Origin of the sequence: Proteus sp. G3927, from assembly GCF_963894685.1 — a bacterium.
Classification (GTDB): Bacteria; Pseudomonadota; Gammaproteobacteria; order Enterobacterales; family Enterobacteriaceae; genus Proteus; species Proteus mirabilis.
In genome coordinates this window covers 230,184-244,956 of record NZ_CAWQGX010000028.1, presented here as the reverse complement: position 1 = coordinate 244,956, position 14,773 = coordinate 230,184, and the positions used below count along the sequence as shown (strand labels likewise).

The window sequence follows — 14,773 nt, the reverse complement described above, 5'->3', positions numbered from 1 at the left end:
AAAAAATAAACACCCCACCTATCACACTATCTTAGCACACCATTGAATAATTATCATTCTCAATATTAAGAATTTATATTATCCCAGAATTTCGTCAAGGCTCATCTCTTCTTTGATCTGAGCAACCCAAGCGTCAACACGCTCTTCAGTTAATTCTGGTTGGCGATCTTCATCAATCGCAAGGCCGATAAAGTGATTATCATCAGCAAGACCTTTAGATGCTTCAAAATGATAACCTTCAGTAGGCCAATGACCCACAATGACTGCGCCACGAGGTTCAATGATATCACGAATAGTTCCCATTGCGTCACAGAAGTATTCTGCATAGTCTTCTTGGTCACCACAACCAAATAGAGCAACAAGTTTACCGTTGAAATCAATATCTTCTAATGTTGGGAAAAAGTCATCCCAATCGCATTGTGCTTCACCATAATACCAGGTAGGAATACCTAGTAATAGAATATCAAATGCTTCGATGTCTTCTTGACTGGATTTTGCGATATCATGAACTTCGGCATTATCCGCGCCTAATCTTTCTTGAAGCATTTTGGCAATATTTTCAGTGTTGCCGGTATCACTGCCGAAGAATATTCCTATGATTGCCATAAAGTGAGATAACCTCTTTTATTCTCTTTGTCTGTATTTTTGAACAATTACCAGTAAAAGATAAACATCATGTTTTCATAATTGAAAACTAAAGCACTATTTTGACGAAAAGAGCAGGGTAATTCTGTCGAATTTGTGTGATTTTCCTGCTGATTTTTTTAGCTTTGATGTTTTTTTAACGCATAAGTTTGTGCGAGTTGTTCTAGTAATATTTCTTCAATAAGCTCACTACGACTGACATTTTTTGCGCTCGCAAGCTCATTAAGCGCATTGACAGCATCCTCATTTAATTTCAACTCAACCCGACGTAATCCATTGACGCGATCGCGTCGTAATTGGTTTCGTTTATTAATTCTAAGCTGTTCATCCCGAGAAAGCGGGTTTGTTTTAGGTCGCCCAGGTCTGCGTTCATTTGCGAACAAATCCAGTGTGGTGCGATCAGTTTGTTCTTTTGCCATAAATTTTGCTGTGAAAGGGCGTATACCAATGACTCAATATGAAGCGCCCAATAATACCCCACATATCGGCGTATCGCTACTGCTTCCTGTGTTTAACCTATTGTCATTTGGTCTTTTTATCAACAATGACAGATTTAAGAGCAATAATTGTACGCTATAAAATAGTATTGCTGGTGATTTATAACCAACAAAGGAACATTATACTGTTTTGGCTAAGAAGCGACGAATGGCCTTAATTACTGTTTCTGGTTTTTCAGAATGCACCCAATGTCCTGTATTGGCGACAACAAAGGCGGTTGCTTGTGGAAATTGGCGAGCAATATTATCGCGATACTCATCTAAAATATATGGGGATAGTCCACCACGTATAAACAAAACAGGATGATGCCAAGCTGGCACCTCTTGCCAACCAATAATATCGGGGTAATCCTGTTTGATTGCGGGTAAATTAAATAACCATTCACCTTTTTTAAATGATTTAAGCAGGAATTGGATAACGCTGTCTTCCTCAATAAAAGGGCGCATAATAGCAATAGCTTCTGTACGTTGTGTGACGTGAGCTTTAGTGACAGCTTCAAGGGCTGCAAAAATTTTATCATGACGACGAACATTATAAGCAACAGGAGACATATCAATAACTACGATACGTTCAAGGCGAAGAGGTGCGAGAGCGGTCATTGCCATTGCAATTTTCCCTCCCATTGAATGACCTATAACGATTGCTTTTGCGATATTTAAGCTATCAAGCAGGGTTAATACATCTTGTGCCATATCGTGATAGTGCATACTTTCACTATGAGGAGAATGCCCATGGTTGCGCACATCAATTTGTATCACGGTGTGGTCTTGACGTAGATCGCGACCTAGTACGCCTAGATTATTGAGATCACCAAAAAGCCCATGGATCAACACAATAGGTAAATTGTTTATCGTTGCTGTTTCTGGTTGATGTATTTGATAGTTTAATAATGCATTGAGTTTCATATTGATGACCAAAATTAAGTCTATTTTTTCCTTATGATGACATGTGCAATCATATTAGCCAACTTGTTGTCTTTTTCGGAATATGAGATAAAGTTAATCTAACAAGAGATAGTTTAATTTATTATATTCTGAGAAAATAGAATAATATAGATTATTATTCCAAATGTAATGGAAAAAATAAAATTTTGATATAGCTCAATAAGGATAAGTCAGAGTTTTATATTATTTTAATTGCTGATGTGAAAGGGCATTGAAGAAGATGTCAACTCTATTCTATGGCAATAAATTCAAAGAATAGAAGATGATACAGATAGAAACAATAGGATAAATACCCAGCTTAAAGTTTAAAAAGATTAATTCTTTAATGAATACGCTTTAAGTTATTGAAATTTTACCTATTTTGTTTTTAAAGATTATATCTTATAATCCTAGTCACTTTTTTTTGAAAATAGTACTGGGTAGCAATGAAAAAGATAGAAATTGATGACGAACTTTACCGCTATATCGCTAGCGAAACTAGACATATCGGTGAAAGCGCTTCAGATATTTTAAGGCGTCTATTGAAGCTTGATGCCAAACAGCCCGTACAGCCAGTCGTTGTCACTGAGTCAGTACAAGCGCCTGTCGTTAAACAGGATGCTGATCTTAAGCCTGTCGCACCAGCAAAAAATCCGGTCCGTGAAATGCGTGAACTGCTGTTATCTGATAGTTATGCAGAGAAAACAAAATCAGTTGATCGTTTTTTACAGATCCTGTCTACATTATATAGCTTAGATAGTGCTACTTTTACTCAATCTGCTGAAACAGTACATGGACGCACGCGAATTTATTTTGCCGGTGATGAAAAAACATTGCTCGACAGTGGACGTCATACAAAACCTCGCCATATTCCCGGTACGCCATTTTGGGTTATTACCAACTCAAATACTGAGCGTAAAAGAACTATGGTACAAAGCATCATGCAGGATATGCAATTCCCTGCCAATGAGATTGATAAAGTGTGTGGAACTATCTAAACACTATTGTTAATTGATGCATTGCAAAGGCTTTCGTTTAAAGCATGATTGTGATGTAAAATAGGAGAAGATTTGTGGCAATCCATTCAAGAGCTGGGCAACATACTCGTCAAAGCGATCTGATTAATGTAGCGCAATTAACCGCACAATATTATTCACTAAAACCGCAAGCAAATCAGAATGCTCATCGTGTGAAATTTGGTACATCGGGTCACCGAGGCAGTGCCAAACGTCATAGCTTTAATGAAGCACATATTCTAGCAATTGCTCAAGCTATTGCTGAAGTCCGAGCTAATAATGGTGTAACGGGGCCTTGCTATGTAGGTAAAGATACCCATGCATTATCTGAGCCTGCTTTTATTTCGGTTTTAGAAGTGCTTGCTGCAAATAAAGTTAACGTGATTATTCAAGAGAATAATGGTTATACCCCAACGCCTAGCGTTTCCTTCTCTATTTTAACTTACAATCAAGGGCACCAAGACATTGCTGATGGTATCGTCATTACACCATCACATAATCCTCCAGAAGATGGAGGGATAAAATACAATCCATCAAATGGTGGGCCTGCTGATACTGATTTAACCTCTGTGATTGAAAAACGTGCCAATGAATTATTGGAAAATAATTTATTGGGGGTTAAACGTCTTTCTTATGATGATGCATTAGCGAGTGGTTATATCCACGAGCAAGATTTAATTATGCCTTATGTTAAAGCGTTAGGTGACGTTGTTGATATGAAGGCAATTAAAAAAGCGGGTTTGAAATTAGGTGTCGATCCACTGGGTGGTTCAGGAATTGAATACTGGAAACGCATAGGTGAATATTACGAACTTGATCTTGAGTTGGTAAACGATCAGGTGGATCAAACTTTCCGCTTTATGACATTAGATCATGATGGTGTGATCCGTATGGATTGCTCATCACCTTGGGCAATGGAAGGTTTATTGCAACTGCGTGATAAATTTGACTTAGCTTTCGCCAATGACCCTGATTACGATCGCCATGGTATTGTCACTCCTTCGGGCTTGATGAATCCTAACCACTATTTAGCGGCAGCGATTAATTATCTTTTTCGCCATCGTCCTCAGTGGTCAAATGAGGTAAAAGTGGGTAAAACACTCGTCTCTAGCGCGATGATTGACCGAGTCGTGGCTGATTTAGGTCGTGAACTTGTTGAAGTACCTGTCGGCTTTAAATGGTTTGTGCAAGGTCTATTCAGTGGCGAGTTTGGTTTTGGTGGTGAAGAGAGTGCGGGGGCATCATTCTTACGTTTTAATGGTAAACCGTGGTCAACAGATAAAGATGGTATTATCTTATGTTTACTGGCTGCTGAAATAAAAGCGGTAACAGGTAAAGATCCACAACAACATTATAACGAGTTAGCGCAGCGTTTTGGCTCTCCAAGCTATAATCGTATACAAGCATCTGCAACTCATGAGCAAAAAGCGTTGTTGTCACGATTATCACCAGAAATGGTCACCGCAAATACCTTAGCAGGTGATCCTATTACTGCGCGTTTAACTCACGCATCTGGTAATGGTGCTGCTATTGGTGGTTTAAAAGTGATGACCGATTATGGTTGGTTTGCCGCTCGTCCTTCTGGAACCGAAGAAGCGTACAAAATTTATTGTGAAAGCTTCCGTGGCTCTGAGCATCGCGAATTAATTGAAAAAGAAGCCATTGAAATTGTTAATAATGTTTTTGCCAGTAAACAATAAACTAAATAACTTAGTCGTATAATTTATTTATCACCAAATAGAATACACTCTACCTATAGGTGGAGTGTATTTTTTTAATCATAATAACTTTTAGATCACAACATTGATATCCATCATTGATGATTGATTTAGAATTGAATAAAGAGCGGATAATCAATGCAAAATAATTATGTGTTACGCAGTGTGCGTTATATGTTAGATCTTAGCGATGGTCATATTGTTGATATAATGAAACTGGCGGATTTCACCGCGACTAAACAGCAAGTCAATCAGTGGTTAAAAAAAGACGATGATCCTGCCTTTGTTGAGTGTGATGATATGGCCTTGGGACATTTTTTAAATGGGCTTATCTTTTATCGTCGTGGTAAAGGTGAAAAATATCCTACTCCAGAAGTCGAAAAACGGATAACCAACAATATTATTTTAAAGAAATTACGTGTTGCCTTTGAATTAAAAGACATGGATATGATTAACATTTATGAACTAGCGGATTTTCGCGTTTCTAAGCCTGAACTTAGCGCGATATTTCGTAAGCCAGGACATAAAAACTACCGTAACTGTGGCGATCAACTGGTGAGATACTTTCTGAAAGGGTTAACTGAAACCTTACGTGGCAAAGGCAAAGCGGTGAAGAAATAAATATGTCTTAATTCAAATTATTCCCTCTTAATAGAAATAGAAGAATTTTTTCAAGAAAATTCTTTATAGTATGAGAACTCGTATTTAATCTTGAATTTTGATGGTGTACATTGTACACTTTCAAATGATGGATTAGAAAGGGAACTTAATGAGTCATGCTATAGAATTTATTGAAACCTCAATATTTACTCAGCAAATCAAACTATTGGCTACAGATAAAGAAATAAGAATACTTCAAAATGAACTTATCAGTAAACCTGATAAAGGCGACTTAATTAAAGGAACAGGTGGATTACGCAAAATAAGAATGGCTATAGGTAACAAAGGTAAAAGTGGGGGGACTAGAGTTATTTATTTTTTAGCGACTAAAGAAGTTATCTATTTAGTTATGGCGTATCCAAAAACAATAAAAATTAGTTTAACTGATTCAGAAAAGATTGAGTTAAAAAAACTAACAAAAAAACTTAAAGGTGAACGGTGATATGAGTTTCTTCAATGATCTAAAAGCCTCTTTAGAAGAAGCCGTAGAAATTAAAAATGGCGATAAAAAAGCATCGAAAGTGACTCGGTTTGAAGTTGCTGATGTAAAAGCGATTAGGGAGCAACTTAACGTTTCACAAAGTGAATTTGCACATGCATTAGGGACAAGTATCGATACTGTAAAAAGTTGGGAATTAAAAAGACGTAATCCGACAGGGCTTACAGCGAAAGTACTTATTGCTATTTATAAAAACCCTAATTTATTTAAAGAGTTAGCCAATATCTAATTTCTTGTTTACTGCTAAACTTATTTTGTTTAGCAGTAAATCTCATTCTCTGATTTTCTCTTTTTTATCATTCACTCGCGAAATTATTTACTATAACCGTAATTCAATAAAGTATTAGTTTGCTTTGTTAATAGTTTTTTTGTTTTTGTTTCAATTTTGTTTCATTTTTATTTCTATTGTGAAATTTAATTACACTACAAGCAAAATAAAGGTGATTTTTCGCACAAAATAAGTGGTCTGATCAGTAGTAAAATTTCATCAAATGAGGTAAAATTTCAGCATCAATTCATTTTATGCAGGAGAACACTATGCCAGCTTATAACGAATACACTAAAAAACATGTTTTAGCCCGTCGTACTGGTGCGGTAGCGCTAGGTATTGTGGCATTTCCTGTTATGGTTTTTCATCCTAAACGCGCTCAGTTTTATAGCTATTTACATCGTGTATGGTCTAAAACAAGCAATAAGCCAGTTTGGTTAGCTAAATCAGAAATGGCATTAACTAGCCATAAATAACAGAAAATTCCATTTAACGCCTGTTGAAACAGGCGTTATTTTTTCCCCTTCTTCAAACCCTTTTTAACGTGTTATCACGTGTATTTTTCACTGTTCTATTTATTCTCTTATTTTAAGTTACAATAAAGGTTATTCACTTTGAGAAGTGCTAATTAATCTATTGTTATTTATCACATATGTACACTATGCACTGTGGCGCCGTGATAACAAGGAGAAACAGGATATGAAAAATACTGATCTAGAATTAATTATTAATGAAAAGCTAAGTATTGAGAATTTTCACGACTACGCACCTAATGGTCTTCAAGTAGAAGGGCGCCCTCATATTCAAAAAATAGTGACAGGAGTAACGGCTTGCCAAGCTTTACTTGATGAAGCGGTACGTTTAAATGCAGATGCTGTATTAGTTCACCATGGTTATTTTTGGAAGAATGAGCCAGTTGTTATCCGTTCAATGAAACGCAATCGCTTAAAAACCCTACTATGTAATGATCTCAATCTATATGGTTATCACTTACCTTTAGATGCCCATCCTATTTTAGGTAACAACGCTCAATTAGCGTTAAAAATGGGCGTAAAAGTTGAGGGTGAGATCGAGCCTTTAGTGCCGAAAGGGATTTTTGATCTACCTGTCACAGCCAATGAATTAAAAACACGACTCGAAAAAGCCTTACAGCGTAATGTGCTTCACTGTGGTGACAATGCACCAGATGTTATTCGCCATATTGCTTGGTGTACTGGTGGAGGACAAGGATTTATTCAACAGGCGGCAGAGCAAGGTGTTGATGCATTTGTAACAGGAGAAGTCTCAGAGCAGACGATTCATATAGCAAGAGAAATGGGCGTGCATTTTTTCGCTGCTGGGCATCATGCTACCGAGCGTTATGGTATTAAAGCATTAGGTGAATGGTTAGCACAAACTCACCATTTAGATGTTACTTTTGTCGATATTGATAATCCTGCCTAAACCCAGTTATTGCTATTCTATAAGCTATCTCTCTTATTAACTAAGTGAGATAGCTTTTTATTTAACAACAACCTTGAAATTTATTCATTAAGTTGAATGGGTAACGGGCTTTGTAATTGTTGCAGATTATCACATAGCCAAATTAACTGTAATAAAGCTTGAGAGTCACGAGCAGTTAAAGCGAGATAACGAGTTAATTGGTTAGCTATTAATGTCATACCTAAATCGTCAGCAATTTGTTTGCTTCTCTCTAATTGCTCTTTTTGCATTGCAGAAAGTTGTTCTCGCCCTGTACATGCTTGGGCTTCCAATACGGATAAAATGGGGCGACAAAATTTTTGTGCAAGGGTAGGTTCACTGTGATGCATTGCCGTTTGTCGCTTACGTTTAGCCATATATTCTTGAATATGACTAATAAAACCAGACTGTTTTTTCTTACGTGGAAATTGGTCAAAATCGAGATAAAACATTTCAATGCCTTGCTCTGTTTTGATCCAAATGGTGGTGGGTAATAAATCGATATTGAAATCACGTCGAACAGGTTGCACGGTGATCGCAACGATTTCTAATTCTCGTTTAGTGAGAAAACGTAATTCTTCTAAATTATTTTGCGTTTCGCCTTCCCAATAAAGGCGCAAAAAGGCCGAATTTCCATTATTATCTACCACTTCCCAAATAACACACTGCTCTACTTCATGCCAAATTAAGGGATTATAGCTTTTGATATGTAAAACCAGAGGGGAAAGAAATCCTTCTGGTTGATCCGTAAAATAATCGGGTAAATCTTGCCAGTTATGAATACCTAATTCTGTTTGTAGTTGATGATAATCTGTGACATCAAGAAAATCGGTTTGATTTTGCGCAAAGCTATCGCCAATAGTGGCCAGTTTCCCTTCATCAGAAACACGTGGCGCTTGTAATAAGAAAGGTCGGCGCATGAGCTTATCTGCAGTTTGTTTCCATAACGATAAACTATGCCAAACACTATAGCGATTAAATAGGGTATCAAGTTGATTAGGGCGAGCTTGTGTCGCTTGTAAAAATTGTTTTGCTTCTTTATCCCAGAAAGTAAAAGTTGTGCCTAATGCGCCACTTTGTGCTGTCCACCAATGTGCATCAATAGGAATAAGCGCGAGACTGGTTTTTTTATCATCATATTGACGGCGAAGTTGTCCTCGTAATGTTTTTAATTGTTCAGGTGTCGCATAAGATAGCTGGAAAAGATAGGCTGAGATATGAGCTAATAGACGTAAGACATTGCTTTCATCCATAGTGAAATGTCTTTCTGCTAACCGTTTGACTTGAGTACTTAATGTTCGTAAATAAGAGGCTAAACGAGGTAAACCCTCGGCACGAGCAGACATATTAAGTAAATGTAATTGCGTTGCGCTACTTAAACTAATGTGTGATAGCCCTTGACGTAATAGATCATCAATAAATTGTTCAATAGTATTAATAAGGGCAATTTCTTCATCATTCAGTGGGCGTTTTGAAGATTTTAAGGGAATTAAATCTTCAGGCCACGTCCAAGGCTGTGTATTTTGCTCAAATATTTTCGCGACAATCGCAAGATGAAAAGCTTTTTTCTGAGAGCTAGAAAAAGGGGATAACATGCCATCGTAACCACTTGCTTGTAAGAAAATGACCGGTTCATCAACATCAGGGAGTTGGATTTTTAGCTGGGTTCCTGTGTCTTCTAGAACTAAAGTTTTATCTTCCCATTGTTCAATTAAGTTAATTGCAGTCCGACAGGCGGGTTTACCTGCTTTTTTGATGAGTAACTCGGGATCAAGCGTAAATAAAGAGGGTAATAAAGGCGGCGTTTCAACAGGTGCTATAATTTTTTCTGCTGATGTTTCAATGGGATTATCAGTATTAATATCATCAGTCGAATTGTTGTTGGCTTGTAACCATAAAATGGCGGCTAAAATATGTTTGCAACAACCTGATGCGGAACAATCACAACTGGCTTGCTGAATGCCTGCTTCATGTAAAACGACTTTTTGCCCATCACTGCTAAATTGCCCTGTATTTGCATCAGTAACAGAGACTTTTTCGTTATCAACATCTTTTCTTGCGCGTCTTAATAATCCGGCATTAGCAAAGACGGTAAGCGCATCTTCATCATAATGAAAATAAACGGTCTGCCAACTCATTGCATTACCTCTGCTAGCCACTGTGCGAAATGTTCTGGGGTTAAAGCTGCAACTTGCATACCTCTATCGGCGAGTTTTTGTGCGATAGTTGAGTCATAGACCGGTTGAGCCTCATCATCTAGTGCTGCCAGTCCTAATAACTTAACTTGTTGGCTATTGAGACGTTGTGTGCAATCTAATAATCGGGTTAATGATCCCCCTTCTTCAAAGTCACTGATAAGCGAAATAACAGTACGTTTAGGGTTGTTAACTAAGCTTTCGCAATATTGCATGGCACTAGCAATATCCGTACCTCCTCCCAATTGGACTGTCATTAATACTTCAACGGGATCGTCGGCTAAGTGTGATAAATCGACAACTTGAGTATCAAAAACGATTAAGGAGACATTAACAGCAGGTAATGAGGCTAAAATACTCGCACACACTGCTGCATACATAATGGAACTAGACATTGATGCACTTTGGTCAACACAGAGAATTACATCCCATGGAAAATGCTGTTGCATTCGTGAATTAAAGTAAGGGGTTTCAATCACTAAACGACGATTTTGGGTATCGTAATGTTTTAAATTGGCGGCAATAGTGGCACGCCAATCAAAGTTACGACTATTTGGCACTAACGAGCGTCTAAAGCGATTACGACGACCGGTTAATGATTGGCGAAAGTTATTACGAATTTGACGCAAAATATCTTCAACCACTTTACGAATAATGGTTTTTACTGCATCTCGCGTTTCTTCGCTCATTCGTCCGCGTAAGCTTAATAGTGTTTTAGCTAACGCTTTCGTCGGCTCCATGGCTTTTAGCGTATTGGGATCTTTAAGAAAGCTACTGATTTGATAACGTTCAATCGCTTGTGATTGCATACGTTCAAATGTGCTATTGGGAAAAAGTTTGCGAGCTTGATTTAGCCAGTTTACGGCAGTAAGTTGCGATGCATCGAGAGAGCCATGGCGGCCGCGCTCTTGACGTAATCCTCGGCGCTGATATTCACGGCGATAAAGAAAATCGAGTGTACGTTCAATTTTAAGATCATCAGCATTAAACGTGGCTTGCCCTAAAGCATCATCAGCGTATTGGCCTAAAATCAAGCGCCAGCGTTTGGCTTGTTGTATTTTATCTTTAGGCATATCATCATGCTTCTCCATGAGTATGGTCTCCTTTCTCTGTTTTCTTCGCCTCAAACCAAGAAATCATGCCTTGTGTCTTAATGCGCTGTTGCAATTTTTGATTGAGTTTAGTGGCTTCAAGCATTTGCTTGGCACTAAATTCTGATTGCCATAGTGATAAGGCTTGCGTATCTAAACCAATATCATTAGCAATATATTGTGCAAGCTCTGCATTTTGTTTGGGATTAAGTTGGCTAAAGGCAAAACGCAGATCAGGTAAAATCTGAATAAAGCGTTCTTCATCCCATTGCTGTAATAAGCTATTTAAGTGATTGACTAACAACGGTAGGCGAATGACTAGCTCTGGTGCGGTGCGCATTATACCGACAAAATAACCAATGGCATGTTCGGGAGAGCTGCCTGTACTAAAGGTCGCATTTAACACGGCCGCTAAGGTCTTTTCGTCAATATATGAACCCAGATAACGTAACGCATCTACCGCACCTTTTAATAAAGGAACGGTATCTAATTGTCCATCAAGGCGATTAAGTTGCTGATAAAAATCACTTTTATAATCATGTTGATGATTCAGTGATGGCATAAACTCAATGAGTTCACGTAAAGAGAGTAGGGCTTGCAGATTGCTTTCTTGTTGTTGCTCATCACCTTGAGCCAATTGCTCTAAGCAAAAGAAGGCTTGAGGGATCACTTGATGTAGCCTATTTTCCAATGTCAGCTCATCGGTAATATCAAGATATTGACGACCTCGCCATAAATGGATCAATTTATGTCCACATTGTGTTAATGACTCAAGGCGAAAATCTTGCTGAATATAGCTATCTAGCAGTTTAAATAGCGTAGGGATACGCTGGTGGAGCCCAATTAATGCCGCTTGAATTAACAAAGTGACCGCACTTTGGCTTGAACGACTTTGTCCTTGTTCTGCAAGCTGTTTTTCCATTGCTAACAGTTTATTTAAGGCGATAGTTTCAAGTTGAGAGCCTTTTTCTGATAATGAAATCAGTTCACCTTCAACATTGGGGGTCCATGCATATTGCCATTCTTCAAATAATAGATCTAACTGGTGACCAGAAAGAAAATCAGGTCCATTGACACGGTGGGCAAAATGGATTTCTAAAAATGCCAATAAATGTAAAAAACGACTTCTTAAGCGATGTTGGGGGTTACGATAAACATCACATTTTGTAGTTTTTGCTAATGTATCATCAAGTTTAAAGCGAAATGCTTTGGCGCGTTCATAGGTTTCATTGACTAAAGGGGGCGTTGCTGTACCTAATGGAATTTGTCCTAATAGATAACCTGAAAAACAGGTTTTGATTTCGTCCCATAATTCGTTTTGACTGTCATCTAAACTGCCTTTAATAAAGGCGCTTTGTAACCCATCAAGCAAATCATAACGCCCCATACCAGTGTGCTCTCTTAGTAAAGCGAGGCGTAAACTCTGCTCGGCTGCTAGTTTTACGGTTAAATAACTGGGGGGATTATCAAATTGTTTTTCTCTGATAGTCTGAGCCACTGAGCTTAAAAAGGCGATGCCCATTTTATTGCGATAAACTTGCGTTGGCTGTTTTGCCGCATCATTGTTTTCTAATTTATCATGATGTTGTTGCATTAAGCTTTGCCAAGCTTGTTGGTAAAAAGCCGGAGATGGCATACCAGATGCATAGCCATTAAGTGCATCTAATCTGTCAAAGCTATAGCGAATAAGCCAAGCTTGCTCTTTTTCGCCCATTTTTTGCATTTTAGTAAAGTGCTTTTGTTCTGAGCTAGAAATAGCGAAAGAGTGGGGTTGTGAAGAAGCTAAGCCTTCGATTAGCGCAAGGGTGTGGGCTCCCCCCGTGACGATTAATATTTTGGCATTAGGCTCATGCTGTTTGATGGTTTTAATATGAGTGAGCATATGTGCTTCACGTTGTGAAGAGCCCTCAGATGCAAGTACTTCAGGTTCATAGTCAAGGCGTGCAAGTGCACACCAAATAAAAATGTCATTAAACAGAGTTTGCCAATCTGCTAATGCCTCAATACTGCGTAACTCAAAAAGATGCTCCCAAACATCATCATGATCACGGCAATGACATTGTTTAGCTAATTGTGCAATAAATTGGCTATGGGCTAAATAACGTTCTTTTTGTAAGCTACGGCTTTGTAGATCGCTATACTCTTCGTTATTGACTTGAGCAGCCCAAGGTAAATCGATAAAACGTGTTGTTGCATTGATACGTAAACCACCTCGCAAAGCTTGCCACTCAGGGGAATATTCACAAAATGGGAAATAGGCAGAGTGTAGCGATTTTTCACGCTCTTCTAGGCTACTATTATGATGACAATATTCGGCTTGCCCCATAATAGCAACAGGAGGGAGAGTATCTTTATCCGTTAGGCTAGGAATAAGCGAATTAAAGGTATCCGGACCTTCAATTAAGATATAATCAGGTTTTACAGAATCAATTAATGATAAAACTGCATAAGCACAAGCTGGGCTATGGTGGCGTACAGGGGCAAAATAGAGATGTTGTTGCTGTAACGATATCCATTTCAGTCGGGCTTGGTCAATTCTTGTTGGTAAAGATATTGAAGGTAGCGTCACCGTGTTGATCCCTTTTTTGGGTGAAAAAGCAGAGTAAGTTAACTCTGCCTTTAATAGATAAATAAATAGACTTTAATGTCTCGCTATGGCTCTTTACGTTTTATTGCCAAAAGTCTTTTGACGCATCAAAGAACGCTTTCCACTCTTTACTATTTCTGGCCCTTTCTCTGGCGACGTTGTCCATGTAATAACGAATACGCTTAATATCATCAGGATTATCTTTTAATACAACGCCGATTAATTGACGTGCAATCGCACCGGCATTCATCACGCCATCACCTAAATAATGCGCTTCTAACGCACAAGCATAAGCGATATTTACGGCTTCTGCTGTTGACATAACCGCATCAGGTGTTTTGATATTGCCACCATCTTGCGTATTACCTGAACGTAATTCTTGGAATGTGGTAACCAGTAATTCCACCACATCCATAGGGACGGTGATTTCTGTCGCTAAAGTACCTAACTCATTTTCAAGCTGTGATTGGATCAAACTGATTTCAAAAGCTGGATCACGAATAGGTTTTACTGTTTCAAAATTAAAACGTCGCTTTAATGCGGCAGACATCTCATGTACACCTCGGTCACGCAAGTTTGCGGTACCAATCAAGTTAAATCCGGGTTTTGCACTAATACGCGCACCGTCGCCCATTTCAGGGATCATTAACTGCTTTTCGGACATTAAAGAAACCAGTACATCTTGAATTTCAGGAGGGCAGCGAGTTATCTCTTCAAAACGAACAATTTTACCTTGTAACATGCCTTGATAAATCGGTGAGCCGACTAATGCTCGTTCTGTTGGGCCTTCTGCTAATAGTAACGCATAGTTCCATGAGTATTTGATATGATCTTCTGTCGTCCCTGCAGTACCTTGGATGGTTAATCCTGAATCACCACTGATAGCAGCCGCAAAAAGTTCTGAGAGCATTGATTTTGCTGTACCTGGCTCACCAACCAGCATTAAGCCCTGTTTGCCTAATAATGTAACAATTGCACGATCAACTAAGGCATCATCACCGAAAAACTTAGGTGTGATACCTAAAGTATCATCACCTAAAATAAATTGGCGCACAGCTCGAGGAGAGCGAAGCCATCCTTGGGGCTTCGGATTATTAGCATCCGCTTTTGTTAAGCGTTCTAATTCTTCAGCAAATCGAACCTCAGCACTTTCCCTAATTGCTTGTTGTTCTTTGGGTGCTTTTTTAGCCATATTCTTTCCTAATTATCCCT

14 protein-coding genes are annotated in these 14,773 nt (G+C 38.5%); 7 read left to right on the top strand and 7 right to left on the bottom strand.

Annotated elements, in window-relative coordinates:
* Positions 1-78 precede the first annotated feature (78 nt).
* The 3 genes from fldA to ybfF all read right to left on the bottom strand — a co-directional run bounded on the left by fldA (position 79) and on the right by ybfF (position 2,048).
* Positions 79-606, bottom strand: a complete 528-nt coding sequence (fldA, locus tag AACV00_RS12375) for a flavodoxin FldA (protein ID WP_004244384.1) — start codon at positions 604-606, stop codon at positions 79-81.
* A gap of 158 nt (positions 607-764) precedes the next feature.
* On the bottom strand, positions 765-1,064 hold the full coding sequence (gene ybfE, locus AACV00_RS12370) for a LexA regulated protein (RefSeq protein ID WP_004244385.1): 300 nt from the start codon (positions 1,062-1,064) through the stop codon (positions 765-767).
* 198 nt (positions 1,065-1,262) lie between these two features.
* The gene (gene ybfF, locus AACV00_RS12365; protein WP_036894445.1) at positions 1,263-2,048 is read right to left on the bottom strand and encodes an esterase; all 786 of its coding nucleotides are present in this window, start codon (positions 2,046-2,048) and stop codon (positions 1,263-1,265) included.
* A 464-nt stretch (positions 2,049-2,512) separates the two neighbouring features.
* On the opposite strand from ybfF, the gene seqA reads away from it, so the two are divergent.
* The 7 genes from seqA (at position 2,513) to AACV00_RS12330 (ending at position 7,670) form a co-directional block, all read left to right on the top strand.
* A complete protein-coding gene (gene seqA, locus AACV00_RS12360; RefSeq protein WP_004244392.1) occupies positions 2,513-3,064 on the top strand; it encodes a replication initiation negative regulator SeqA in 552 nt (183 codons plus the stop codon).
* A gap of 74 nt (positions 3,065-3,138) precedes the next feature.
* The gene (gene pgm, locus AACV00_RS12355; RefSeq protein ID WP_036919970.1) at positions 3,139-4,782 is read left to right on the top strand and encodes a phosphoglucomutase (alpha-D-glucose-1,6-bisphosphate-dependent); all 1,644 of its coding nucleotides are present in this window, start codon (positions 3,139-3,141) and stop codon (positions 4,780-4,782) included.
* Between the two features lie 156 nt (positions 4,783-4,938).
* A complete protein-coding gene (locus AACV00_RS12350) occupies positions 4,939-5,421 on the top strand; it encodes a YehS family protein (RefSeq protein WP_104459333.1) in 483 nt (160 codons plus the stop codon).
* A 148-nt stretch (positions 5,422-5,569) separates the two neighbouring features.
* Positions 5,570-5,902 carry a type II toxin-antitoxin system RelE/ParE family toxin gene (locus AACV00_RS12345; RefSeq protein ID WP_104459334.1) on the top strand — a complete coding sequence of 111 codons (333 nt, stop codon included), beginning with the start codon at positions 5,570-5,572 and terminating at the stop codon, positions 5,900-5,902.
* A 1-nt stretch (position 5,903) separates the two neighbouring features.
* Positions 5,904-6,188, top strand: coding sequence for a NadS family protein (gene nadS / locus AACV00_RS12340; RefSeq protein WP_004247538.1), 285 nt, complete (start codon positions 5,904-5,906; stop codon positions 6,186-6,188).
* A gap of 308 nt (positions 6,189-6,496) precedes the next feature.
* Positions 6,497-6,703 (top strand): YbfA family protein, encoded by a 207-nt coding sequence (locus AACV00_RS12335; RefSeq protein ID WP_004247539.1) that lies wholly within the window; start codon positions 6,497-6,499, stop codon positions 6,701-6,703.
* Positions 6,704-6,926: 223 nt separating this feature from the next.
* The gene (locus AACV00_RS12330; RefSeq protein ID WP_004247540.1) at positions 6,927-7,670 is read left to right on the top strand and encodes a type 2 GTP cyclohydrolase I; all 744 of its coding nucleotides are present in this window, start codon (positions 6,927-6,929) and stop codon (positions 7,668-7,670) included.
* An 80-nt stretch (positions 7,671-7,750) separates the two neighbouring features.
* On the opposite strand, the gene AACV00_RS12325 is transcribed toward AACV00_RS12330, so the two are convergent.
* From AACV00_RS12325 to AACV00_RS12310, 4 genes are all read right to left on the bottom strand, one after another.
* On the bottom strand, positions 7,751-9,826 hold the full coding sequence (locus tag AACV00_RS12325; protein ID WP_161680312.1) for an SWIM zinc finger family protein: 2,076 nt from the start codon (positions 9,824-9,826) through the stop codon (positions 7,751-7,753).
* Complete coding sequence (locus AACV00_RS12320) at positions 9,823-10,974, bottom strand: VWA domain-containing protein (RefSeq protein WP_017827817.1); 1,152 nt, start codon at positions 10,972-10,974, stop codon at positions 9,823-9,825. The genes AACV00_RS12325 and AACV00_RS12320 overlap by 4 nt, the downstream gene beginning before the upstream one ends.
* Complete coding sequence (locus AACV00_RS12315) at positions 10,961-13,543, bottom strand: DUF5682 family protein (protein ID WP_161680310.1); 2,583 nt, start codon at positions 13,541-13,543, stop codon at positions 10,961-10,963. Before AACV00_RS12315 ends, AACV00_RS12320 begins: the two co-directional genes overlap by 14 nt.
* A 100-nt stretch (positions 13,544-13,643) precedes the next feature.
* Complete coding sequence (locus tag AACV00_RS12310) at positions 13,644-14,753, bottom strand: ATP-binding protein (RefSeq protein WP_004252202.1); 1,110 nt, start codon at positions 14,751-14,753, stop codon at positions 13,644-13,646.
* Between the last annotated feature and the right edge of the window lie 20 nt (positions 14,754-14,773).